Here is a 23,915-nt window from a genome sequence, read left to right as displayed (position 1 = left end):
CCCTATATTATGGCTAAGATAAAACCTTTCAAGGGTCTGCGTCCTCCTGTTGATCTGGTAGAGAAAGTGGAATGCCGCCCGTATGATGTCCTCGACTCTGAAGAGGCGAGGGCGGAAGCAGGAAACGATGAGATGAGCCTCTACCATATCATCAAACCTGAGATCAATTTCCCTGCAGGGACTTCGGAATACGATCCTAAAGTTTACAAGAGTGCCGCTGCCCAGTTGAAGAAATTCATTGATAAAGGATGGCTGGCTCAGGATAGCCAGGACAACTACTATCTCTACGCTCAGACCATGAACGGAAAAACGCAGTATGGACTGGTCGTAGGCGCATGGGTAGAAGATTACCTTCACGGTGTCATCAAGAAACATGAGTTGACGAGGAAGGACAAGGAGGATGATCGGATGAAGTCCATCTTTGCGACTAACGCGAACATGGAACCGGTCTTCCTGGCTTATCCTGACAACAATGTACTGAATGGACTCATGATGCGCTATGCTGCCAAGAGTCCGGTGTATGATTTTATAGCTCCTATTGACGGGTTTCGCCATCAGTTCTGGGTCATTGATGCCCCGAAGGACATTCAGTTGATCACGGAGGAATTCTCCAAGATTCCGAGTTTGTACATTGCTGACGGGCATCATCGTACTGCCGCAGCTGCCCGTGTGGGGGCTGAGAAAGCTAAAAATGATCCTCATCATACGGGTAAGGAGGAATACAACTATTTTATGGCTGTATGCTTCCAGGCCTCACAACTGACGATCTTGGATTACAACCGTGTCGTCAAAGACCTCAACGGGATGACAACTGACGAGTTTCTTAAAAAACTCTCAAAGAACTTTTCTGTTGAGAAGATGGGTACGACGCCTTTCAAACCTGCCCGACTTCATGAGTTCAGCCTTTATCTGGATGATAACTGGTATCGGCTGAATGCTAAGCCTGGTACTTATGATGACAATGACCCTATCGGTGTCTTGGATGTGGATATCTCTTCCCGCCTGATTCTGGATGACCTGATGGGCATCAAGGACCTTCGTACTGACAAGCGAATCGACTTCGTCGGGGGACTGCGGGGACTGAAAGAACTGAAAAGACGGGTTGACAGTGGAGAGATGCGCTGGGCCTTAGCCTTGTATCCTGTGAGTATGAGTCAGATCATGAACATCGCGGACAGTGGCAAGATCATGCCGCCGAAAGCAACTTGGTTTGAACCTAAACTCCGTTCAGGACTGATCGTCCATCTGCTCTCTTAATCAGTTTGCTGCCGGATGATAGATGAGTATACAACTATAAATGGTACAGGCGAAGGATTCTACTCCGAGAAACGAAGTAAGTTCTTCGCCTTTGCTCATCATGTCAGTACCCGTGATGAGGTAAAGAACCTTCATCAATTTTATAAGGAGAAATACTACGATGCCCGTCATGTCTGTTATGCTTATCTTCTCGGTCCAGAGCAGGATGATTCGAGGATGGTCGACGACGGAGAACCTTCGTCTACAGCCGGAAAACCGATATTGGGACAGATCCTCAGTCATCAGTTGACGGATGTGGTCGTCTTTGTCATTCGCTATTTTGGTGGGGTGAAACTCGGGACGAGCGGCCTGATTCGAGCTTATCGCACGGCTGCTGACGATGCGTTGAATCATACTGACATCGTTACAAGATATGTCGAAGAGGTCATAGACTGGCAATTCACTTACCCGATGATGAATGCAGTGATGCATTTGGTCAAAGAGATGGACCTCAAGATTATCAGCCGGAATTTTGATACCAATTGCAGTATCCGCCTGAGCATCAGAAAAGGGGATGCCGAAGAGGTTCGACGCCGGTTGTCGAATTTGAGTTTTGAATAATTTCGCCTGATTTCTTGGCTATGTCCGTAATAAGTTGTATTTTTGTAGGCCCAATGAGGATTGGAAGATTGGCAGAGTGACCGAATGCGCTGGACTCGAAATCCGGTATACCCCTTTTCGGGTATCGGGGGTTTGAATCCCTCATCTTCCGCAATTCGCAGATAAAAGATTGAAAGACAGTCGTGGGGGAAGTGTTGCCTCATCTTGTTTGACGTTTTCAATCAATTATCGCTGATACCGGTATTTTCTTTTTGACTTTCATGCTTTCTTGTTTCCCGAAAGGGTTCGATAAAAAGCATTGAAACGTTCATTCCATATTTTGTTATTCTCGTCTTTATCTCTTACCGCAACAGAGTCTGGCATAGGGACAATGTTCGCATTGCTTTGAATCTTCTGTCGCATTCAGGTCAAGACCGGGATTGAACAGATCTGACAGGGTATTCCTGATATTCCCTTCGAAATTGTCGGTTTTTACATCTCCGTTGGCATTCTCATAATCCTTGATATCTGTAATGGGTTCTTTGCCGATCTTGAGCGGGAGGACTTCTGTACCCGCATGTTGGATAAAGAGTAAAGAGGGACTGACGGGGAGCTCATCGGTATCATACATTTGGTTGCCATTGGCATCTTTCTTGTTCCTGACAATACTGGAATAGAGCATGGCTTGAAGATAGTAGTCCGAGTGACTCGACAGTTTCTTTCCCGAGAATATCTCTTCCAAATTCTTAATGGACATTTTGTTGTTGTTCCCCGTCTTGTAGTCAATGACGCGGATGGTCTTTCCTTCGGTGCGTTTGATCTGATCGAGTCTGTCTATACTTCCATAAAAGGTCATGGATCGGTCACCCTCTTGTGTCTTGAAGCGGATGGTGGATTCGACATGCTTCTCCAAACCCATAATATAAAAAGGTGCAGTATTCCTGTCGATCTGCAGGAGTTTCTTGAGGTAGTCAATGATGACCTGCCGGTTGATGATCTGCAACCCATTGTATTCTATTTTAGTCGTGGGGCTGACCTTGAATAAGTTTTGTCTGAAAGCATCGTCTACGCATTTCTCGATGAGGGCAGTATGACTGAGAGCGTAGTCAAGTATTTTTTTGCTGATTTCCACAGGGTGTATCAATTCCCGTACTTGTCCCCCTTGAGCGTCTATGGTTCGAATGGCATCGGGAGGCGCACATTGCAGATAGAAGAGTTGGCAGGCTTGATGGAAAATGTTTCCGAAGGTTCTGTTGTCGACCCTATCCTCGTCTATGTCGTCTGGTTCCTTGATACCTGCAATATACTTGTAGTAGAACTGGAGTTGGCATCTGATATAAGTATTCAGGGCAGTAGGAGAGAGACGATTGATGCGTCGGATGGCCTGCATGACAGAATCGTCTTTCTTGATGGACTGGTGTGGGCGCACCGCTGGTTTCTGCCCAGTGACGAGGTTCTCGAGTTTGATGGATTGCGGGCTCTCTGCCATCAGTTGGAGCATGAATCGGGACATCTCTCCTGTCTGTCCGTTGTTGGTGGCATCATTGTAAACGATGGTGATGTCTTTGGCCCTTTGCAGGAGCCGGTAGAAATAATAGGAATAGATGGCGACCTTATGGTCTACTGTTGTCAGACCATAAACTTTTCGGATGGAATAAGGGATGAAAGACGTATCGTTGACACCCTTTGGGATATTGCCTTCATTGCAGGACAGCAGGAGGACGTGCTCGAAATCCAGGTTTCGGGTCTCCAGTATTCCCATGATTTGAATACCCACAGCCGGTTCACCGTGAAAAGGAATTGTCGTGGCCGCTATGAGTTGGTTCATCAGTCTTTGATAGGTATTGATGTCGATGTTGAGCCCCTCCTGGTCAATGAGCGTGCAGAGCCGGTTGATGAGTGTATACATTTGAAACAGCGACTCTTGGAACAGTGGATCGGCATTGATTCGGTCCTGCTTGTCCTTGAGTTCTCTGTGATAGTTGACACCTATTATTTGAAGGATCTCCAATAACCAGTGAGACATCTCGCTCAACGTATAGTCAGGAGACCGCAACAGAATTGCCAGTCCGTTGTCGGGTTCGATAGGAGTATCCCTGCACCATGTCTCAAGTTCTTCCTCAGACAGATAGAATCGTTTATGTTTGTTTAGGTTATCGGCAAATTCCTGAATATGTGGGGACAGAAATCTGGCATAGGGATGCTGCAGGATCTTATTGATGCCCCGAAACATGAACTTCTTCAGATCTTTGCGATAGAAATGCGTGTGCACATCGATCAGCAGTTTGACAAGTGTGCTGACCTGTGATTGGGAAAGCGGATATCCTGTCGTCACATTGACTTTGTCAACTTCAGGGGGCAAACTGTGGATGATCGTGGGCAGGAGGCTTTCATCTGCCATGACGATGGCGGTGCGGCTGCCTGCTTCAATACGATGATTCTCCCTCAGCCAGTCACTGACATACCGTGCCTGGAGGTTCTCTGTGCTTGCGCTGATCAAGGAGATATCTTTCGGCTTTACCATGTTCTGATAGATCTCCGGAGCGGAATTGTCCAGTTCGTTGGGATAATTCCTCAGATACAAGGAGATGAAATGCCCGGCTTCGTGATCCTCACCCTTTTTAGGCATATAATAGTCGTCGAAGTCCCAGTAGAATTTGGCTTTACCCTTCTCTTTCAGTCTGTCGCAGAGAGCCAGTTCCACCTTCTGCATCATGTTGAAACCCACGAAAAGGTACATGGAATGATCCATTTCCAGATTGGGGTCAGTCGCCACTTCCTTATAGAGCGCACCTTCATAGGCTATTCCGGCTTCCTGCAATACGGCATTGAACTGATGGTAAATGTCTCCCATGTGACTCCAAAGTGTGATGAACCGCTTTTTCAATGCTTTGTCCTGGTCTTCCGAGAAACTGCTGAAGAAGCGCTTCAATATCTCTTTCTGTTCATGGTTGAGGTAGCTGATGTCGTCCAACTCATGGATATCTTTAAGATTCTCAAAGATTTTGTCGGCATCGGCCATATTCTTGTCGATATCATCGTAGTCAGCGATCAGCATTTGTCCCCAGCCATAGAATTTATCCAAGGATACGTCTTCTCCGGTCACTTCGTGATAAACTTTATAGAGTTCATTGACAAGTTTGATCGGGTCTCCTACAGTTCGATGGCTATGTTCTCTGAATAGGTCACTGATCGTAATGCAAGTCGGACTCCACAAGGGGTGATTGACCAACCCTGAGAGTTCTTGGTTCAGGAACAGTGACGCTCTTTTATTCGGAAAGACTACGGCGATATGACTGAGTTGTTGTCCGTATTTCCGGATCATATCTTGAGCTACATAATGGAGGAAAGTATTCATGGATCGTTATGATGATTTTAAAATTGATGCCGTCAGAGTTGTCTGACGGATGTCTGTTATCGTTGTTCTATTTATCGGAGAATATTCCGGTTTGATTATGACTTCGTGGGCAGGACCTGCTGGATACGATTAGGGTAGACATACCAGAGGTACCCGCTGACGGGCAGTTGCTGCATTTGGGAGAGGAGGGACATGTAAGTTCTGACCTGGTCTTCGTATTCTTTGTGCGGTTTCCCGAATTTGAAGTCGACAACGATCATCTCTTTTTCGTCTGCCATGACCCTGTCTGGTCGCTTCTCTATGGTCTCGTTGGTGTCCGGGTCCCGGTACAAAATCGTACACTCGTTGAATAACTCCCAACGACTTGAGAACCAATCTCTCACTTTATCTGATTCGAGCCTTTGTCTCATGATGTCTTTCAACTTCTCCTTACTTAAATTGCCGGTATCCAGCACACCGTCTTGCTCCAGTTGATCAAGAGCCTGGTCAACATCATCCAAAGTGCGGATGGAAGAGAAGATCGCATGCATGACATTTCCTGTCCTGATGTATTCATTCTGCTCCTGAATCTCTTCATCATCACCTTCGATAAAGTCCTTGCTCTTGTTGCTCTCTCGGAAATCCACTCTGTTCCGATAATTGTTGACGGTGATCTTCTTGGATAGAACAGGCTGCAGGAAGATATTGTCGGAAACTTTTTCCTGAGGTCCTGCTGTCTTGATGTCCGGGGTACCATAATCGAAGACAAGCGTCTCTTGTGCGCTGTCTTTGCCTTTAGTACTCTTATCATCCTGATCGGAAGGCTGTCCCTCATTCTCAGACACTTTCGATACAGAGACCTGGAGTTCATCGGCAATATCTGGAAGGACTCTCCCGATGACGTCACTTTCGTCAACAGGTCCTGCCGGCGAACTGGTGGACTTTGTCTTGTGAGACGCTTTATCCTTGTCTTTGTTCTTCCCGAAGATATAGAGCCCTCTTTTGGCACGGGTGAATGCGACATAGAGAAGATTCATGTTGTCGACGACATTCTGGGAGTGTTCTTCCTTGTAGAAATGTTCGAATACTGATCCGCACATCTGTTTTTTGTATAGGTCAACAGGAATAACGGGCAGTTCATTGTATGGGTTCTTCTCTGGAGAGCACCAGAGCGTATAACCTGGTTTTTCAAATATCCAGTCGCAGAACGGGATGATGACATGGTCGAACTCAAGTCCTTTACTCTTGTGAATGGTCAGTAGGCGTATGCCGTTTGCCTCTTCACTTTGGATGGACTGCGTGTGCAGATTCTCATCCCAGACATTCAGGAAATCCTCAATGTCTGGACTGTTTTCCTGAAGGTAAGCATTGACCTGATCATAGAAGGCACAGATATACGCACTTTGCTCATTCAATTGACTGAGTTCGAAGATCGCATAGAGTTGCTCTATCAGGTCCACCAGCGGCAGCCTCATCAGTTCGTCGAGGTGATTGATATAGGCTTCGGGCAATTGGGATTCCAGACGTTCTTTCACTGTTTTCCCGGGACACAGAAAAAGTTCGTTGTCTGATTTCCCCGGATGCTTGATCTCGGTCTGATAGGCCTTGGTCAGATTGGATAAGGAGAGGGCATCATCACGATGGATCATCAACCGGAGGGCATCTATCAGAATATTGACGGCTTGAGAAGCGTCTAACCGGAATGCGAGGTCACTGACGAGTGTCACCTCAGGCAACTGATCCATAAAGTAGGAACCGATCTCCTGGATGGTCGGATTCTTCCTGACGAGAATGGCGATATCCCGCTCCTTGCAACCGGCTTGAAGCAACTGGCGGACCATCTCAACTGTCTTCTGGAGCATAAGGTCATGATAGTCTTCATTGTTTGGGAGCAGTTCTATATGGACGGAACCATTGTCGCCTTTGCTTGCCGGAATTTCCTGACGGAGGTCTTTGATGTTGTAAGCTTTTGTCAACTGCTCTTGGGCCTTTCCATCAGCAGACCAGATGCTGCTTTGTGTGGCCTTCTCGAAGAAGGTATTATTAAAATTGATGATGTTCCTGTCAGATCGGAAATTGGTATCCAGATTCTTCTTGTCTACTTGACCAGAAAATTCATCTTTAATGCCTTGGAGCAGTTTCCAGTCACCGCCTCTCCATCTGTAGATGCTTTGCTTGATGTCCCCGACGATCAGGTTCTGGGCGATATTCTTCGATGGCGGCAATCCATGAGACATGGTCTCTTTCAAGAGAACTTTGAAATTGTCCCATTGGATTCGGCTCGTGTCTTGAAACTCATCTATCATGATATGTTCCAGTCGGGCACCGATTTTTTCAAAGATAAAAGGCGAGTCACTGTCATCGATCAGAGAGGACAACAGGTTCTGAGTGTCGCTGAGGAGAAACCGGCTGGCTTCCTGATTGCTTGTCCTGACTTCTTCTCCGATCTTCCCGAGGAGCCTCAGCGTATTGAGATGTCTTAAGGTGAGGTCAGCGGACTTGTAGTCATTGACCAAGTCAAGAAGTTTGGATTCAGCCTCCTTCAACAATGGCCATAACTTAGCCTCAACCAAAGCATAGACTCCCTTCCCCGGAACAGCATTTTGTTTCGTGACCCAGTTCTTGGGATCTTCAAGGCATTTCTTAACGGTATTATTATGTAACTTAGCATCGTCTGTAAACTCTCCACTTTGGAGTCTTGAGAAATAATTCCATATTCCTTTTTCTCCCCTGCTGAGATCAGATGCACTGTAACCACTTTCTTCCATTGTCTGAAAGAACCGGTCTGCATATTGCTTGATCGTCTGTTCAGCATTAGTCTTGATGCAGTGGAGGTGCTCGGAGAATTTAGTAAAGAATTCATTTCCGGGTGCCATCAAAGGCTCCAGTTCCTTGAAATTTTTTTTATAGGCATCCCCGAAGATGTTCTTTCCGAAGTCCTTGATTTGCCGGATGATATTCCAGCCTTTATCGTCGTCCATCTTTTCATGGATATAATCCATGATCCAGCGGAGTACCGGACTATTTTCATCCAGTTGTTCGATGAGATTGTCGATGCACTGGTCCAGTACCTCCTGGTCATTCAGACTGATCTTCAGGTTAGCTGTCAAATTAAGTTCATAGGCGAGATTTCTCAAAACAGTTTGAAAGAAAGCATCGATCGTCTCCACTTTGAAATCGTCATAATGGTGGAGGAGAAGCTTGAGAATCCAACTGGCGCGTTGCTTGATCATGGGTTTCTGCAAACCTGTCGTACTGATGATTTCGTTCAGATAAGCCTTGGAATCATTCAAGCCTTTGGAAATGCCGTAGAGTTGGGAGAGTATCCTCATTTTCATCTCTTCCGTAGCCTTATTCGTAAAGGTGACGGCGAGGATGCTCCGGTAAGACAGCGGGTTCAATATCAGTAAAGAAATATATTGAGTGGCAAGTTTGAAGGTCTTTCCAGCCCCTGCACTTGCACTATAGACGGTTAAAGGTTTCAGCGTATTCGTCATTATTTCTTTTGTTTATCCTTTATTAAATAGTTTCGTATGATTGCCCGGCAACAGACTTGAACTTCTGGCAGGTACAAGACTCTTGTCACCAGTTGTTGAACAGTTCAAATCCCCATTTCACACCGAATCCTTCGAAATGGTGATGGCTGCACCCACAGAAGATTCCCATAGAGAAAAGCCGGTTGGTAAAACCGTAGCCCACCTCAACATAAGGCGTTATCTTTTGAATGGAAAGGGCGCTGACATAGATGCGTTCTTTTTCCACAACCTGACCAGCGAACGGTATCCACGAGAGAAGGAGCATCGGTGATTCGTAGGTTGCGTTGGCACGGACATAGAATTTGGAAGCGTTGTACCAGTTGGAATTCAACAGTTCAAATTCTCCGCTCCATTCATCATTCCAGCCTCCCGGAATGTAGTCTTCCCGGAAATTGCTGTAATCCAGGAAATAACTGCCCTTGCTTTTGTCGGTATAAAGTCCCGTTCCCAGCCGCAGGGAGAAGGACCGCATACAGGGCATACTGTAGATCTCCTGTCCGTCGACTTCCCATTTCTCATAATTGATCTCTCCGCCTCCGAAACCTTTGATGCCGCGTTCATAACTGGCATTGATGACAGGGCCGTATTGGTTGAATGGGGTATACTGCACTTGCAGGAAAGGTGCGGAAGAACAATAACTCGTAGGTTTACCGGCTTGGATGAATCCTTCTTTTTCCACTGCCGTACGTTTGTGCCAGATCAGACCACCTTGGATGTCAAGATGATGCTTGATGACCTGATAACTCGTACTGATCTTCAAACCCAGGTCATTGAAATAATCCAGATTCATTTTCTTCCAGTCGATGGAGTCCGGTTTCTGACCTTTGATCTCGTCAAGGATATTGGAGTTGGTGATCCTGTTACCGTTGAAGTATTCCACTTTTACCCATCCGTTTCGGTTTTTGTTATAGTTGAAAGTGATCGGGATATCGTATAAGAATCTCTTCCATTTGAAAGAGTAGCCCATCTTGATACGCGTTGAGAGGTCCTTGTTGGGCGTGAAATTATAATAGCCTTTCACATCGAAGCGGTATACAACGCCCTTTCGACGGGTATAACCGAAATAGAAAGGATTGAAGATCGGATCCGTCTTGATATGTCCTTGTTTCTTATCCCCGATATCCGTATTGATATGGGTCAGCATGTTCTTTCTGATGATGTTCCAGAAAGAGGTTCTGTTAGCCTTTTCCTGTTTGTCCGATTTGATGATGCTGATACTATCGTCATTCTTTTTCTTCAAGGGTTCCTTTTGGACCTTTCCTGCTATCCCTCCAACGGCTTTGCCCGCCTCCGAACTGCTGTCAGTCTGTCCGGATTGTTGAACGACAGAATCTGTCAATTCCGTAGAGTCCCTGTGCTCTGAAGGATTGACCCGAGAAAGGGAATCGGATGGGTTCGCTTTGGCGTTTTTGATGGAATCGTCTGCATCCAGAATCTTCTTCTCCTCTTCGGTCAGCGGGAGAGGGCGAATGCTGTCCAGAAGGGCGAGACTTTCAGAGGTGTTGGCGGGAGTGGGTATCTTGCAGTTGAGGTCATAAACCAATGTGACCCAAGAGTGGAGACGATTGCCCAGCGTACAGATCTTCGTGATGATATTGCAGCGTTTGGGCAATAGCGATTTGATGCCGTCTTTACCCATTTCACCCTGAAGCACAAAGTGGATCATGTCGTATTCGCCTTCGAAGAAAAAGTGATCGACTCTCCCAGTATTGTTGTCCACGATGATCCAACCTTTAACCAACTGGGTATTCGTGATTTTCGGGCGGATGAAAAAACGGGTCTGATTGAGCCCGTATTTGATGGAACGATAGTGATAAAAACGCTTGTTGCTCTTGACAAGAGGAGAAAGGATAATGCCCTTGAAGAGTGTGACATCATAGAGGGTCGGCTGGAGATACTCGAAGATGACAGGCAGGAGTTTGCGGGAATGATAGACGGTCGAATGCATCAGGAGAGTCTTGATCTGCGTTCTTTTGTCGCCTCCGTTGGTGAAGAAAATCACACTGGAAAAACTCTCATTCAGGAAATCCCGCCGATGATCCCTCGCGATGTCATACATGGTGGGGATAGCATAAAGCAACGGGTTCTTCCGGTCTATGTGCGTCCGGCATTTCAAATAGATATTTGAGAGGATCGAATCCGGTATACCTTGAAGGCTCAAGTCATTGGCATACACAAAGACACGTTGAAGTAATCTTGTATCAACTTGCTTTTTGCCAAATGATTCTGTATGGTTTACTGTGACTAAAGTCAGAATCAAAGATCCTATTATGAATAGCTTTTGTTTCTTCAAAATTGCATTAAGGAAAAACAGAAATCTCAGAAGGTTGAGGGGACGGTTTCATTGTACTGAAACTGTCGTCTCATCGGGGCAGAAGGAAAAGTAATAGCCTGCGGCCGGCACTTGTATTGACCAACTTTCTGAAAAGACGATACTTCCGACTGTATTTCTTGTCAGGAAGCGGAAAGAGTCCTCTCTTCCGAAGCCATTCGACGGCATCATTCAGGTGCCGGTTGCTTCGTGTTATCTGGATAGTCTGATACAAATAGTTCATGGATAATTGAGCGACACGACGATTCAAGGCAACACGGTCTGATTCTCCGAGATGATCAGCCAAATCCTGGAGGTGCGCGATTACTTTTTCGATATCCGTCAATCTGGTCAGATGATACCGCTTGTCTTGTCCTACCGTCTCCGTGCCACGTTGCGGTCTACAGAAATAAGCGTCCGCATCAGTAAAGTAGATCCGTTCGCTGCGGAGACATAGTTGGGGCGTAAAATCTTCATCTTCATGTATGATCTTGGTGGAGAACCTGAGGCTGCCTAATATCTTGCTTCTGAAAATATACTGACAAGCTGCAGGATTGAGATGGTAGTCATGAAGATAGGAACTGCCTGTGATAGGGCCTACGAAGGTGAAGGACGTTCCCGCTTTCTCTTTGTGCGTCTCCTGAAAGAAGACGATATCCGGTTGATGGAATCTGACGATGTCCAGGCAATGTTCGTAAGGAGCTGTAAGCAGATAGTCACTGCCGCTCAGAAACTGAATGTATTCCCCGGACGCCAGTTGGATTCCCATATTCCGGGCTGCAGCGAGACTGATGTTCTGCTTTCTCGCATAGATCATATTCTCATCCATGTCGAGGAGCTCTTTTGAAGGCGGATCTTCTAGACCGTTGTCTATGAGGATGATCTCCCGCTCGTTGGCGTTCAGAGACAGGGATATGATATGATGGATACAGTTCTGGAGTATATCATCAGGTACGCCACAGGTCGTAATGATAAAACTGATGAGTGGTGTTGAGTCTGCTATATCAATTGGCTTTGCCGGCATAGTTGTTGATTCCTAAAGGATTTGACATTTTGTTTTCATAGAATTCCAGATATTCCCGAAGGAATACGCTTTTCTTTATGAGTGATATATGTTCATAAGCATTTGGAGCATATAAGTTCTAATCACAATCTTTCAACGTTACAAAGATACGTATTTCAGTTGAAAAATAGAAGGATAAAATTGAAAAGTTATCATATTTAACGTGCTTGCGATGAAAAAGAACGGACATGACAACAAGACTTATCCCGATAGCCTTTTGAGAGTGACGGCAAATCATCTCATACCCGTAATTGGTGACCTTTTGTAAAGCTCACTTGACAATTGTTAAATTTAAGGATTTTATTCAGTCATTTCTGTGTTAAACCGATTTAATTTTTCGTTATGATAGAGAGCTTTTTCAGATAATTTGTTAACTTTGTAGGAAAGTTATTTAGTTTTAGGTAGTATGCTGTTAAGGTACACAATAGTAGATCTCCTTCTCTCTTCCTGATTAGAAATATGAAGTGGAGTAGTAAGGCGGAATTTTCATGTTTTAAGGTATCGGAATTCTTCTTTCATGGAAAAGCAGTTACCTGGTAAAATCTGCCGGAGGTGTCGACAGAGAATACGTTTGATCGACCGGCAACCATGAATGCAAAGTCATGAGGAGGATCCGTGTAGGAATTTTAGGTAAGAGGAAACAATATTTATATTATAATAAGGTTACTCAGTATGGCAAAAATTAAAACGATTGGAGTCTTGACTTCAGGGGGTGATGCTCCCGGTATGAATGCAGCTATCCGTGCGGTGACACGTGCCGGTATTTACAATGGCTTTATGATTAAAGCTATCTATCGGGGATATGACGGTCTGATCAATGGTGAAATCAAACCTTTTACCACTGAGAATGTCAGTGGTATCATAGGTCGAGGCGGTACGATTCTTAGAACGTCGCGCTCTAAGGATTTTATGACCGAGGAGGGTCGCCAGAAAGCTTATGACAATTTGAAGAATGAAAACATTGACGCCTTGGTCGTGATCGGCGGGAACGGTTCGTTGACAGGTGCCATGCATTTCGGTCAGGATTTTGATTACCCATGTATAGGTCTTCCAGGTACGATTGATAATGATCTTTTCGGTACCGACAATACGATCGGTTATGATACGACGCTGAATACGATTGTGGAGTGTGTGGACCGTATCCGTGATACAGCCCAGAGCCATGAGCGCATCTTCTTCGTGGAAGTGATGGGTCGTGACGCAGGTTTCCTGGCTCAGAACAGTGCTATAGCCAGTGGAGCTGAGGCTGCTATTATCCCAGAGGATTCCACTGATGTGGACCAACTTGCACAATTCATGGAGCGCGGTATCCGTAAGTCCAAGAAGAGTTGTATCGTCATCGTCTCAGAGAGTCCCAAGTGCGGTGCCCTCTATTATGCCGGTCGTGTCAGGAAAGAGTTTCCGCAGTATGACGTCCGGGTATCTATTCTGGGACATCTGCAGCGCGGAGGCAGTCCTTCGGCACGTGACCGGATTCTGTCGAGCCGAACCGGAGTGGGAGCTGTTGAGGCTATTATGCAGGGACAACGCAATATCATGGTCGGCGTAAGAAACAACGAAGTGACTTATGTGCCGTTGAGCGAAGCCGTACGAAGTGATAAGCCTTTTGACAGAAATTTGATCAAAGTGCTTGACGAACTCAGCATATAATATATAACTTGTTTGATAGGTCTAAATTATTATGATATTTGCGAACAAAACTCATAATTCATTTGTAGTTTACAGAAATATTATGTAGTTTTGTGTTCGCATAAACAGGGTATTAGTATCTTGTAAAGGATTTGAAAAGAATTAGAGTTAATCATTTAAAAGAATAAAGCTTATGTCACAAATTACTGGACGCATCTCACAGATCATCGGACCTGTTATCGATGTCTTTTTCGATACAAAGGGTCTGGATGCGGAAAAGGTGCTTCCTAAAATCAACGAAGCTCTGACAGTTAAACGTCCTGACGGTCGTGTATTGGTCATGGAGGTGAAACAACATATCGGTGAAGATACCGTTCGTTGTGTGGCAATGGATAGTACAGACGGTTTACAGCGCGACCTGGAGGTGACACCTACAGGCAGCCCTATCGTCATGCCAGCAGGAGGACAGTTGAAAGGTCGAATGCTGAACGTCATCGGCCAACCTATAGACGGTATGAAGTCTTTGGATATGAAAGGGGCTTATCCTATTCATCGTGAGCCGCCTAAATTCGACGAACTTTCTACCCGCAAGGAAATGTTGCCTACAGGTATTAAGGTGATCGACTTGCTCGAACCTTATTTGAAGGGTGGTAAGATCGGATTGTTCGGTGGTGCCGGTGTAGGCAAGACCGTGCTGATCATGGAGTTGATCAACAACATCGCCAAAGGCCACAACGGATATTCTGTATTTGCAGGTGTCGGAGAGCGTACCCGTGAAGGGAACGACTTGATTCGTGATATGATCAATTCCGGCGTTATCAGATATGGAGACAAGTTCAAGAAGGCCATGGATGAAGGCAAATGGGATTTGTCGCTTGTCGATCCGGAGGAATTGGCAAAGAGTCAGGCTACGCTTGTCTATGGTCAGATGAATGAACCACCTGGGGCACGTTCTTCAGTTGCGCTCTCAGGACTGACCATTGCCGAGGAGTTCCGTGACCATGGCGGCAAGAATGGAGAAGCAGCTGATATCATGTTCTTCATTGACAATATTTTCCGTTTCACACAAGCCGGTTCAGAGGTTTCCGCATTGCTGGGACGTATGCCTTCGGCAGTAGGTTACCAACCTACATTGGCCAGTGAGATGGGACAGATGCAGGAGCGTATTACTTCTACCAAACAGGGGTCTATTACTTCAGTGCAGGCTGTGTATGTGCCGGCTGATGACTTGACTGACCCGGCACCTGCCACAACATTTACGCACTTGGATGCGACGACTTCCCTGTCTCGTAAGATCACGGCATTGGGTATCTATCCGGCTGTAGACCCTCTGGGCAGTACATCCCGTATCCTTGACCCGAATGTCATCGGACAGGCTCATTACGACTGCGCACAACGCGTGAAGGAATTGCTCCAGCGTTACAATGAACTGCAGGATATTATCGCTATTCTGGGTATGGATGAACTCTCAGATGAGGACAAGCTCGTTGTCAGTCGTGCCCGTAGAGTACAGCGCTTCCTGTCACAGCCGTTTACCGTTGCAGAACAGTTTACTGGTTTGAAAGGTGTGATGGTACCTATCGAGGAGACCATCCGCGGGTTCAATGCCATCCTTGACGGTAAAGTAGACGATCTGCCTGAGCAGGCATTCCTCAATGTCGGAACGATTGACGATGCTATCGCCAAGGGCAAGAAACTGCTTGAGGCTGCTAAAGGATAAATCCATAGGATGCCAGAATATGGCATCCGGATTGTACTCATTTTAATGATCAGGTATGCTGAAATTAAAGATTATTTCTCCGGAGAAAGTGGTATTTACCGGTGATGTAGAAAGCCTAACGGTCCCGGGTACTTCAGGGCCTTTCGAGATATTGACAGATCATGCTCCCATCATTTCTTCCTTGAATGCTGGAAAAGTGGAGTATACGACTAAGGAGGGCCTTAAGAGTTTGGATATTAAGGAAGGCTTTGTCGAAGTACAGAAGAACGTTATTTCGCTATGCGTCGAAGTATAGATTCAGGAATAGACAGAGTAGCCCGAAAGTACAAGCAGTATTCTATCTGGATTATCGCTGCGCTGATGCTTTTGTCGCTGTTCGTAATGCAGATCATGCAGGACACGGCATTGCTCAAGGCTTTGGTAGTGACTGTGGTATTTTCCCTGGTATGCAATACGGTTTACGGTGCATGCTGGAAAAAGGTAGCGCAGTCTTCTCCAGTCAACTTGATCCGGTTCTATCTGGCAGGCTCAGTATTGAGGTTGCTTTTGGTGCTGACTGTTTTTCTCATCTATTTTGTTGTCGTCCGCGAGAAGCATGCCGTTATAGGTTTTGCAGTGATCTTTGCTGTGTTCTATATCGTGCTTTTGGCGTTTGACTGCATATACTTTGTCCGAGTAGAAAAAAAGAATATTAAATAGGATCAGAATGAAAAAAACGAAACTCAAACAATTGTTTTTCATTGTCTTGATGCTCCTGACGGTTGCACCTGTTGCCGTTTCAGCTAAGCAGCAGATTGATGTGAAGAACATTTTGTTGGGGCATATCAAAGATTCTTATGACTGGCATGTCACTCAGATCGGCAAGACTCCTGTAGTCATCCATCTTCCTGTGATTGTAAAGAGCAGTACAGGATGGCATGTCTTCTGCAGCAGCCAATTCAGTGAATCCAAGGATGCTAACGGAAATCGTCCGGGGCCTTTCGGCCTCTATATCAAGAACAGTGATTCTAAAGTACATCCCGGCAAGATCGTAGAGATGGTCCATGGCCAGGAAGTGCGGCCTCTTGATATATCCATCACGAAGACGGTGTGTGTCCTGTTCATCGATGCGATCTTGTTGCTGATATGTGTATTGGTACCGGCCCGATGGTGCAGGCGTCACAAATGGGATGATGCGGCACCTAAAGGCTTTACAGGTTTGATGCACATGTTCGTCATGTCGGTGTACAATGATGTGATCAAGTCTACCATGTCAGATGAAGAGACCGAGAAATATGGTCCTTGGCTGATGACTTGTTTCTTCTTTGTTTTCCTTGCCAATATTATGGGTGTCGTGCCATTCCCTCCGGGGGGCGGTAACCTGACAGGCAACATCGCCTGTACATTCTTCTTGGGTATTACCACCTTCCTCATTACGAATGTGACGGGTTCCAAGCAGTATTGGAAAGATATCTTTTGGCCTAAGGTGCCTCTGTGGTTGAAGTGCCCGGTGCCGTTCATGCCGTTCATTGAATTGTTCGGTATCTTCACGAAGCCTCTGGCTCTGATCATCCGACTCTTCGCTAATATGCTTGCAGGACATGCTATCGCCTTGTCCTTTGCAGCCATGATATTCATCATGTTCAATATTAGTGAGAATGCAGTGGTCAATGCCGCAGCAGGTTCGGGAATGACAATAGTAAGTATAGCCATGAGCATCTTCATGATGCTGTTGGAGATCCTGGTATGTTACATCCAGGCATTGGTATTTACGATGTTAAGTGCGGTGTTCATTCATTTGGCCCATGTGAAACCAGAGCCGGAGACCGCTAAAGCATAATTATATTAGAAAGAATTAATAAACAATTAAAAAATTATCACTATGTTTTCATTATTGTTAGCAGCAGAAGTTGCAAAGTGTGGCGCAGCAATAGGTGCTGGTCTTGCCGTAATCGGTGCAGGTATAGGTATTGGTCAAATTGGTGGTCAGGCCATGGACGCCATGGCTCGTCAACCCCAGGAGCGTTCCAGGTTGCTGTCTTCCATGATTATTGCAGCCGCTCTTGTTGAAGGTGTAGCATTCTTTGCTATCATCATCGCACTGTTGGCTATCGTTATGTAATTTTGGTTTGAATTGTAAACTTTAACCAGTATATATGGATTTATTGATTCCAGATAGCGGTTTACTCTTTTGGATGACGCTAGTCTTCATCATCGTCTTCCTCATTTTACTGAAATGGGGCTTCCCTTCTATCGTCAAGATGGTAAACGCACGGAAGAAGAACATCGACGAAAGTATTCGTCATGCTCATGAGGCTGATGAGAAACTGGCAAACATCCAGAAAGAGGGAGAATCCATTCTGCAGGAATCACGCGAAAAACAGGCACAGATCTTAAAGGATGCTGCCGATACGCGTGATGCCATTGTCGAGAAAGCTCAAGACAAGGCCAAGGAAGAAGGAGCCCGCCTGCTGAAGGAAGCACAGACCCAAATTGCAACGGAAAAGAAAAATGCCGTTCAGGACATCCGTTCGCAAGTGGTCTCTCTTTCCATTCAGGTCGCCGAGAAGATCCTGCGCAAGGAACTCTCTTCCCAAGACAAACAGATGGAGTTGATTGATCGACTGCTGGATGAAGTTCATTCTGAAAATAAGAAAGATTAACGCTTATGGATTTAGGTGTAATATCGGTTAGATATGCCCGGGCACTCATCAAGAGTGCCACGGCACTGAAAGTCGAAGATCAGGTATACAAGGAGATGCTGACACTCTATCAGAGTTTCCTGAAAGTGCATGATCTGAAATACACGATAGACAACCCTATGCTCGGTAAGGACAAGAAGACGCATCTGCTGGAGACTGCTATGGGTGGCAACCCTTCAGAACTCAGTAGAAAGTTTATCGCTCTTGTTCTCAAAGGGGATAGGGAGAGCACCCTGCAACTCATGGCTGCTTCGTATATCTCTCTTTACAGACAACAGAAGAACATCACCAGTGGTATTCTTACGACTGCCGTTCCCGTAACTCCTGTCATTGAACAGAAGATGCAGAAACTGGTGGAGAGTAGGACTAAGGGAACTGTAGAATTCAAGACTGAGACCGATCCCGATATTATCGGGGGCTTCATCCTTGAATACGATACATATCAGTTGGATGCAAGCGTGAAGACGATGCTCCGGACGATGTATGCACAGTTTTTATAAATAGTGGAATACGAAATAATATTTCGAGTCCAAACATTAATTTTAATAGAATAAAATGCCAGATAATATTAAACCAAGCGAAGTGTCCGAGGTTCTGGAGAATGAATTGCGGGGCATCAACAATGCGGAACAGTTTGACGAGGTAGGTACCGTCCTGACTGTCGCAGATGGTGTAGCCCGTATCTATGGCCTGCGTAATGTCGAGTCCAGTGAAATTCTCCAGTTCGAAAACGGCACTGAAGCCATTGTCATGAACCTGGAGGAGGATAACGTAGGTTGTATCCTCTTGGGTCCTACTGAAGGCATAAAGGAAGGCGAGAAAGTGAAGCGTACGCATCGTATTGCTTCCATTCGCGTCAATGATAATTTCCTGGGGCGTGTTGTCGATCCATTGGGCAATCCTATTGACGGCAAGGGCGATATCGACCTGACCGGTTCTTTTGAGATGCCTTTGGATAGAAAGGCTCCGGGTGTGATCTTCCGTCAGCCTGTGAACGAGCCTTTGCAGACGGGTCTGAAGTCCATTGACTCCATGATCCCTATCGGTAGAGGACAGCGTGAGTTGATCATCGGGGACCGTCAGACCGGTAAGACTGCCATTGCCGTAGATACGATCATCAATCAGAAGAGCCTCTATGAAGCAGGCAAACCTGTCTATTGTATCTATGTCGCTATCGGCCAAAAAGCATCTACCGTAGCGTCCCTCGTACAGACCTTAGAGGACAAGGGGGCTATGCCTTATACCATTGTCGTCAGTGCGACGGCTGCCAATCCTGCAGCATTGCAGTACTATGCACCATTTGCAGGCGCTGCCATCGGAGAGTATTTCCGTGATCGCGGTTTGTCAGCATTGGTCGTTTACGATGACTTGAGTAAGCAGGCCGTAGCCTATCGTGAGATCTCCCTGATTCTTCGCCGGCCATCAGGTCGTGAGGCCTATCCGGGTGATATCTTCTATCTCCATTCCCGTCTTTTGGAGCGTGCTGCCCGTATCAATGATCAGCAGGAGATCGCGGAGACGATGAATGACCTGCCAGCGTGCATGAAGGGTCATGTCAAGGGGGGTGGTTCCCTGACCGCATTACCTATCATTGAGACGCAGGAAGGTGATGTCGCAGCTTATATTCCTACGAATGTCATTTCCATCACTGATGGTCAGATCTATCTGGAAAGTAATCTTTTCAACCAAGGATTCCGTCCGGCTATCAATGTGGGTATATCTGTATCCCGTGTCGGTGGTTCTGCTCAGATCAAGAGTATGAAGAAAGTTGCCGGTACGTTGAAGATCGATATGGCACAGTACAGTGAACTTGAGAGTTTCTCCCAGTTTGCCAGTGATATGGATAATGTGACAGCTATGGCATTGGATAGAGGCCGTAAGATCAACCAACTCTTGATCCAGCCCCAATATAGTCCTATGTCAATAGGTGAGCAGATCTCTATATTGTATTGCGGCGTACACGGTCTGTTGCATGATGTACCTGTAGACAAGGTCCGCGATTGTGAGAGTCAGTTCCTTGACGCCATGCGTTCACGTCATCAGGACATTCTGGATACCTTAGGTAGCGGAAAGTTGACTGATGATGACACGAAGGTCATCGGGGAAGTGATGGCTAATGTTGCCGGTCAATTTAAAGCATAATAGCCCATGCCTTCATTAAAAGAGATAAAGACCCGTATCGCCAGTGTGAAGAGTACCCGTAAGATTACGAGTGCTATGAAGATGGTGGCGTCCTCAAAACTTCATCATGCGCAGGTGGCCATTCAGAACATGCTGCCGTATGAGAATTTGCTTGAACACATTCTCAAGAGTTTTCTGGTTTCCATGCCGGAACCCGAGAGTGCCTTTCAGGCAAGTCGTGAAGTGAAGAAGGCTGCGTTGATAGTTTTCAGTTCCAACAATTCTTTGTGTGGAGGCTTTAATGCAAGTGTCATCAAGATGATGACTCAGGCAGTACAGGAATATCAGTCTAAAGGCATCGAGGTGTCTGTCTATCCGGTTGGTTTAAAGGTTGCTGAAGCCGTCAAGAAACTCGGCCTGCAGTCTATCGGAGACTATCGGGAACTGGCAGACAAACCCAATGCCCGGCAATGTGAAGAGATAGCCAGCGATGCAGCCCGGAAGTTTCTGAAGGGTGAATTTGACAAGGTGGAGATCATCTACCATCATTTCAAGAGTGCCGGAAGTCAGATTCTCACACGGAAAGTCTTTCTGCCTATAGACCTCTCTACGGAGGCTTTAGGTGCGGACAATGACCGTGACCTGTCTTCCAATCAGACCTCTGCCAAAGTGCAGGAGTACCTGAAGAAGAAAGGTGAGGCAGATGCCCGTCAGGGGAAGGATATCGGCATCCAATTGAATGATGACTTTATCATAGAACCCGACATGAAGACTGTCCTTCAGGCATTGATTCCGAAGCAATTGCATCTGATGGTTTACACCGCTTTGCTGGATAGCCTAGCCAGTGAGAATGCTGCCCGAATGGTAGCCATGCAGACGGCAACGGATAATGCAGATGATATCCTGCATACGTTGAACCTCCAGTACAACAAGAGTCGTCAGCAGGCCATCACAAATGAACTCCTTGATATGGAAGGTGGCTCTGTTCAGAACAATTGATTTCTTCTTAATAGCAAAACGAGATGCACTAGAGGCATCTCGTTTTTTGTTTCTGTCGTTTCCGTATCTTTTTCCTACTTCGTCTTTCCCTTGCAGAGTTGTTCAATGAAGAACCGGTGCATGGAAAGATCGTCGTTCAGTTCGGGATGGAAAGCAGTCACGAGTTGATTCCCTTCTCTTGCAGCGACGATATGCCTGTCAACGGTAGCGAGGACTTCTGTCTTTCCCTCTACAGACTGGATGTAAGGGGCACGGATAAAAGTCATGGGGATTTTCTTATCGATCTGTTTCACGGGGGCTTCTGTATAGAAACTCCCGGTCTGCCTGCCGTAAGCATTGCGGCAGACGGTGATGTCCATCGTTGAAATCCGGTCAAAATCTTCATCTATGACCTTCTTGGCCAATAGGATAAGTCCGGCGCAAGTCCCGAAGACCGGCAGACCCCGTTCTATGGCTTCTCTGATGGGCTCCAATAGTCTGAGGTCCTTGAGGAGTTTGAGTTGGGTCGTACTTTCTCCTCCCGGAATGACGAGACCGTCCTTTTGCTGTTGCCAGTCATCCCCTTGCCGGATCTCGAAAGTTTCCACCCCCAGTTTCCTAAGCATTTCCTCATGTTCTATGAATGCGCCCTGAAGAGCTAAAACTGCAATTCTCATCTGTTTAAGTATCTTGTTAAAATGAAACCGCCTGAATGAGCGAATGGTTATTTCCCTCTTTCGGCCATTAGAACAGATATTTCCTCTTCATTGATTCCGACCATTGCTTCACCGAGGTCCTCAGAGAGCTCAGCCAGTTTTTTCGGATCATTATAGTTGGTCACAGCCTGGACGATGGCAGCGGCGCGTTTAGGCGGATTGCCGCTTTTGAAGATACCGCTTCCTACGAAGACCCCCTCAGCTCCGAGTTCCATCATCAGGGCAGCGTCGGCAGGTGTAGCGACTCCTCCGGCAGCGAAATTGACGACAGGCAGTTTCTGATGTTCGTGGACATATTTCACGAGAGAATAAGGGGCTTCGAGATTCTTGGCAGCTTCATACAACTCGTCATCCTGCATCGAGGCGAGGTGCCTGATCTCACTCTGCATGAGTCTCATGTGTTTGACGGCCTGTACGACATCGCCTGTGCCCGGCTCACCCTTGGTCCTGATCATGGTCGCTCCCTCGGCAATACGCCGGAGGGCCTCACTGAGGTTCCTGGCTCCACAGACGAAGGGGACCTCAAATTTTGTCTTGTCGATATGGTAGACATCATCGGCAGGGGAGAGCACTTCACTCTCGTCAATATAGTCGATGTCGATCGCCTGCAGGATCTGTGCTTCAGCGATATGACCGATGCGGCATTTCGCCATCACAGGGATGGATACAGCCTGTTGGATACTCTTTATCATTTTCGGATCACTCATGCGTGCTACACCGCCGGCAGCGCGAATATCTGCAGGAATCCGTTCCAGTGCCATGACGGCACATGCGCCTGCATCTTCAGCGATTTTGGCCTGTTCCGGTGTCGTGACGTCCATGATGACCCCACCTTTCAACATCTGTGCGAGATTCCGGTTCAAAGTTTGTCTGTCTTCTTTCATTTCTATAGATTTTAATGAATATGTTTCGTTTGTATTTTCAGAGATTCAATTCCTTTTGGGAGGATTGAATGTCCTGTTGCTCATGACGGATACAGACCGGATAGAAGAAATGAAAGTGCGGGGAAGTTCAGCGTGTTTTCCTGAAAGCGCCGGGAGTCATCCCCGTCTGTTTCTTGAAAAACTTGGAGAAATGGGCTTGTGAGTGAAAATGAAAATCATAAGCTATTTCCTGAACGTTCTTATTCGTTGTTTTCAGTTCTGTTTCTACTGCGTCTGTGACCATCTTGTCAATGATACCCTTGGGGGATTTCCCCGATATCCGGTGTGTGACCTGTGCCAGGTACCTGCTGCTCACATTGAGGCAGTTGGCATAGAAAGCCACGTCACTGTTGGTATGGAAATGGCGGGTAACGGTGTCGATAAACTCATTGTAGAGTTCGGTGCTCCTGCTCTGAGGACCTTTGGCCCGGGATATCTGCAGGTTGATATAACCGTGCGCTTCCCTGATGGCATCCTGTTCGGAGAGTCCCTTGCTCAGGTAGACGGCGATGGCTGACGAGAAAGTGTTGGTTTGCCCGTGCATCAGGTGATCGTCAAGGTAGAGCACATGGGCATTGCTGTCCTTGCCGAGGATCAGTTCTGACTCATGCTTGTGCAGGATCACGATGGAGCAGAGCGGGATGAGGAGTTGCCGGATCTTGAAGATCAGGGCGTCCGACATCAACTGGTCCCCATTGCTGGAATAGATGATGGGATCGTACAGGATATACTTCGGGCGGTATTGCATCAGTTCTTCCACGATCGCCTGCAACGTGTTGAGGTTACGGATCATACCGACCTTTACGACATCCGGCTGCATATCGTCGATGATCGCTTCCATCTGACCCCTGACGATTTCTGAAGGGACATCGTAGAAAGCCTGGATACCAAGGGTATTCTGTACGGTGATGGAAGTGATTGCGGACAGCGCATACCCTCCGAGGGCTGATATCGTTTTGATGTCAGCCTGGACACCGGACCCTCCGGTGCTGTCAGAACCTGTTATGGTCAGTATTGTAGCCATCTTCCGTTTCCCGTTTGTTGCAAAGTAACGGAATTTTGCC

At 46.5% G+C, this 23,915-nt stretch carries 19 protein-coding genes and 1 tRNA gene; 13 read left to right on the top strand and 7 right to left on the bottom strand.

The features are described 5' to 3' along the window. Nucleotides 1–9 precede the first annotated feature (9 nt). From NG821_RS04480 to NG821_RS04470, 3 genes are all read left to right on the top strand, one after another. Nucleotides 10–1,257 (top strand): DUF1015 domain-containing protein, encoded by a 1,248-nt coding sequence (locus NG821_RS04480; RefSeq protein ID WP_252760464.1) that lies wholly within the window; start codon nt 10–12, stop codon nt 1,255–1,257. A 15-nt stretch (nt 1,258–1,272) separates the two neighbouring features. Next, nucleotides 1,273–1,857, top strand: a complete 585-nt coding sequence (locus NG821_RS04475) for an IMPACT family protein (RefSeq protein WP_252760463.1) — start codon at nt 1,273–1,275, stop codon at nt 1,855–1,857. 62 nt (nt 1,858–1,919) lie between these two features. Beyond that, nucleotides 1,920–2,008, top strand: a tRNA-Ser gene (locus NG821_RS04470). 183 nt (nt 2,009–2,191) lie between these two features. Here NG821_RS04470 and NG821_RS04465 read toward each other — a convergent pair. From NG821_RS04465 to NG821_RS04450, 4 genes are all read right to left on the bottom strand, one after another. Continuing rightward, entirely contained in the window at nt 2,192–5,194 is a 3,003-nt protein-coding gene (locus NG821_RS04465; RefSeq protein ID WP_252760462.1) for a PD-(D/E)XK nuclease family protein, read from the bottom strand. A 95-nt stretch (nt 5,195–5,289) separates the two neighbouring features. Continuing rightward, a complete protein-coding gene (locus NG821_RS04460; RefSeq protein WP_252760461.1) occupies nt 5,290–8,670 on the bottom strand; it encodes a UvrD-helicase domain-containing protein in 3,381 nt (1,126 codons plus the stop codon). An 85-nt stretch (nt 8,671–8,755) separates the two neighbouring features. Continuing rightward, the gene (locus NG821_RS04455; protein WP_252760460.1) at nt 8,756–10,969 is read right to left on the bottom strand and encodes a DUF5686 family protein; all 2,214 of its coding nucleotides are present in this window, start codon (nt 10,967–10,969) and stop codon (nt 8,756–8,758) included. A 103-nt stretch (nt 10,970–11,072) separates the two neighbouring features. Further along, a complete protein-coding gene (locus tag NG821_RS04450; RefSeq protein WP_252760459.1) occupies nt 11,073–12,044 on the bottom strand; it encodes a glycosyltransferase family A protein in 972 nt (323 codons plus the stop codon). A 711-nt stretch (nt 12,045–12,755) separates the two neighbouring features. On the opposite strand from NG821_RS04450, the gene pfkA reads away from it, so the two are divergent. The 10 genes from pfkA to NG821_RS04400 all read left to right on the top strand — a co-directional run bounded on the left by pfkA (nt 12,756) and on the right by NG821_RS04400 (nt 21,233). Continuing rightward, on the top strand, nt 12,756–13,733 hold the full coding sequence (pfkA, locus tag NG821_RS04445) for a 6-phosphofructokinase (RefSeq protein WP_252760458.1): 978 nt from the start codon (nt 12,756–12,758) through the stop codon (nt 13,731–13,733). Nucleotides 13,734–13,905: 172 nt separating this feature from the next. Then, a complete protein-coding gene (gene atpD / locus NG821_RS04440) occupies nt 13,906–15,432 on the top strand; it encodes a F0F1 ATP synthase subunit beta (protein WP_252760457.1) in 1,527 nt (508 codons plus the stop codon). Between the two features lie 55 nt (nt 15,433–15,487). Continuing rightward, complete coding sequence (gene atpC / locus NG821_RS04435; protein ID WP_252760456.1) at nt 15,488–15,727, top strand: ATP synthase F1 subunit epsilon; 240 nt, start codon at nt 15,488–15,490, stop codon at nt 15,725–15,727. Continuing rightward, a complete protein-coding gene (locus tag NG821_RS04430; RefSeq protein WP_252760455.1) occupies nt 15,712–16,131 on the top strand; it encodes a hypothetical protein in 420 nt (139 codons plus the stop codon). Before atpC ends, NG821_RS04430 begins: the two co-directional genes overlap by 16 nt. Before the next feature lie 7 nt (nt 16,132–16,138). After that, complete coding sequence (atpB, locus tag NG821_RS04425; protein ID WP_252760454.1) at nt 16,139–17,251, top strand: F0F1 ATP synthase subunit A; 1,113 nt, start codon at nt 16,139–16,141, stop codon at nt 17,249–17,251. Between the two features lie 42 nt (nt 17,252–17,293). Continuing rightward, nucleotides 17,294–17,533 (top strand): ATP synthase F0 subunit C, encoded by a 240-nt coding sequence (gene atpE, locus NG821_RS04420; RefSeq protein ID WP_252760453.1) that lies wholly within the window; start codon nt 17,294–17,296, stop codon nt 17,531–17,533. A 34-nt stretch (nt 17,534–17,567) separates the two neighbouring features. Beyond that, nucleotides 17,568–18,074: a F0F1 ATP synthase subunit B gene (gene atpF, locus NG821_RS04415; RefSeq protein WP_252760452.1), complete on the top strand. Its 507-nt coding sequence runs from the start codon at nt 17,568–17,570 to the stop codon at nt 18,072–18,074. Nucleotides 18,075–18,079: 5 nt separating this feature from the next. After that, the gene (locus tag NG821_RS04410; protein WP_252760451.1) at nt 18,080–18,613 is read left to right on the top strand and encodes a F0F1 ATP synthase subunit delta; all 534 of its coding nucleotides are present in this window, start codon (nt 18,080–18,082) and stop codon (nt 18,611–18,613) included. Nucleotides 18,614–18,668: 55 nt separating this feature from the next. Beyond that, complete coding sequence (atpA, locus tag NG821_RS04405) at nt 18,669–20,255, top strand: F0F1 ATP synthase subunit alpha (protein WP_252760450.1); 1,587 nt, start codon at nt 18,669–18,671, stop codon at nt 20,253–20,255. Nucleotides 20,256–20,261: 6 nt separating this feature from the next. Continuing rightward, nucleotides 20,262–21,233, top strand: coding sequence for a F0F1 ATP synthase subunit gamma (locus tag NG821_RS04400; protein ID WP_252760449.1), 972 nt, complete (start codon nt 20,262–20,264; stop codon nt 21,231–21,233). Between the two features lie 74 nt (nt 21,234–21,307). Here the strand turns inward: NG821_RS04400 and pdxT are convergent, their stop codons facing one another. The 3 genes from pdxT to NG821_RS04385 all read right to left on the bottom strand — a co-directional run bounded on the left by pdxT (nt 21,308) and on the right by NG821_RS04385 (nt 23,875). Continuing rightward, entirely contained in the window at nt 21,308–21,889 is a 582-nt protein-coding gene (gene pdxT / locus NG821_RS04395; RefSeq protein WP_252760448.1) for a pyridoxal 5'-phosphate synthase glutaminase subunit PdxT, read from the bottom strand. A 47-nt stretch (nt 21,890–21,936) separates the two neighbouring features. Further along, nucleotides 21,937–22,812: a pyridoxal 5'-phosphate synthase lyase subunit PdxS gene (pdxS, locus tag NG821_RS04390; protein WP_252760447.1), complete on the bottom strand. Its 876-nt coding sequence runs from the start codon at nt 22,810–22,812 to the stop codon at nt 21,937–21,939. A 127-nt stretch (nt 22,813–22,939) separates the two neighbouring features. Beyond that, entirely contained in the window at nt 22,940–23,875 is a 936-nt protein-coding gene (locus tag NG821_RS04385; protein WP_252760446.1) for a hydroxymethylpyrimidine/phosphomethylpyrimidine kinase, read from the bottom strand. Nucleotides 23,876–23,915 lie beyond the last annotated feature (40 nt).

The organism is Segatella cerevisiae (assembly GCF_024054555.1).
GTDB classification, from domain to species: domain Bacteria; phylum Bacteroidota; class Bacteroidia; order Bacteroidales; family Bacteroidaceae; genus Prevotella; species Prevotella cerevisiae.
The sequence above is the reverse complement of the archived record's forward strand: the minus strand, read 5'-3'. Positions and strand labels throughout refer to the sequence as shown.

Coding starts and splice junctions, on each gene's coding strand:
- NG821_RS04480 (WP_252760464.1), top strand. CDS start 10: ATGGCTAAGATAAAACCTTTCAAGGGTCTGCGTCCTCCTGTTGATCTG.
- NG821_RS04475 (WP_252760463.1), top strand. CDS start 1,273: ATGATAGATGAGTATACAACTATAAATGGTACAGGCGAAGGATTCTAC.
- NG821_RS04465 (WP_252760462.1), bottom strand. CDS start 5,194: ATGAATACTTTCCTCCATTATGTAGCTCAAGATATGATCCGGAAATAC.
- NG821_RS04460 (WP_252760461.1), bottom strand. CDS start 8,670: ATGACGAATACGCTGAAACCTTTAACCGTCTATAGTGCAAGTGCAGGG.
- NG821_RS04450 (WP_252760459.1), bottom strand. CDS start 12,044: ATGCCGGCAAAGCCAATTGATATAGCAGACTCAACACCACTCATCAGT.
- pfkA (WP_252760458.1), top strand. CDS start 12,756: ATGGCAAAAATTAAAACGATTGGAGTCTTGACTTCAGGGGGTGATGCT.
- atpD (WP_252760457.1), top strand. CDS start 13,906: ATGTCACAAATTACTGGACGCATCTCACAGATCATCGGACCTGTTATC.
- atpC (WP_252760456.1), top strand. CDS start 15,488: ATGCTGAAATTAAAGATTATTTCTCCGGAGAAAGTGGTATTTACCGGT.
- NG821_RS04430 (WP_252760455.1), top strand. CDS start 15,712: ATGCGTCGAAGTATAGATTCAGGAATAGACAGAGTAGCCCGAAAGTAC.
- atpB (WP_252760454.1), top strand. CDS start 16,139: ATGAAAAAAACGAAACTCAAACAATTGTTTTTCATTGTCTTGATGCTC.
- atpE (WP_252760453.1), top strand. CDS start 17,294: ATGTTTTCATTATTGTTAGCAGCAGAAGTTGCAAAGTGTGGCGCAGCA.
- atpF (WP_252760452.1), top strand. CDS start 17,568: ATGGATTTATTGATTCCAGATAGCGGTTTACTCTTTTGGATGACGCTA.
- NG821_RS04410 (WP_252760451.1), top strand. CDS start 18,080: ATGGATTTAGGTGTAATATCGGTTAGATATGCCCGGGCACTCATCAAG.
- atpA (WP_252760450.1), top strand. CDS start 18,669: ATGCCAGATAATATTAAACCAAGCGAAGTGTCCGAGGTTCTGGAGAAT.
- NG821_RS04400 (WP_252760449.1), top strand. CDS start 20,262: ATGCCTTCATTAAAAGAGATAAAGACCCGTATCGCCAGTGTGAAGAGT.
- pdxT (WP_252760448.1), bottom strand. CDS start 21,889: ATGAGAATTGCAGTTTTAGCTCTTCAGGGCGCATTCATAGAACATGAG.
- pdxS (WP_252760447.1), bottom strand. CDS start 22,812: ATGAAAGAAGACAGACAAACTTTGAACCGGAATCTCGCACAGATGTTG.
- NG821_RS04385 (WP_252760446.1), bottom strand. CDS start 23,875: ATGGCTACAATACTGACCATAACAGGTTCTGACAGCACCGGAGGGTCC.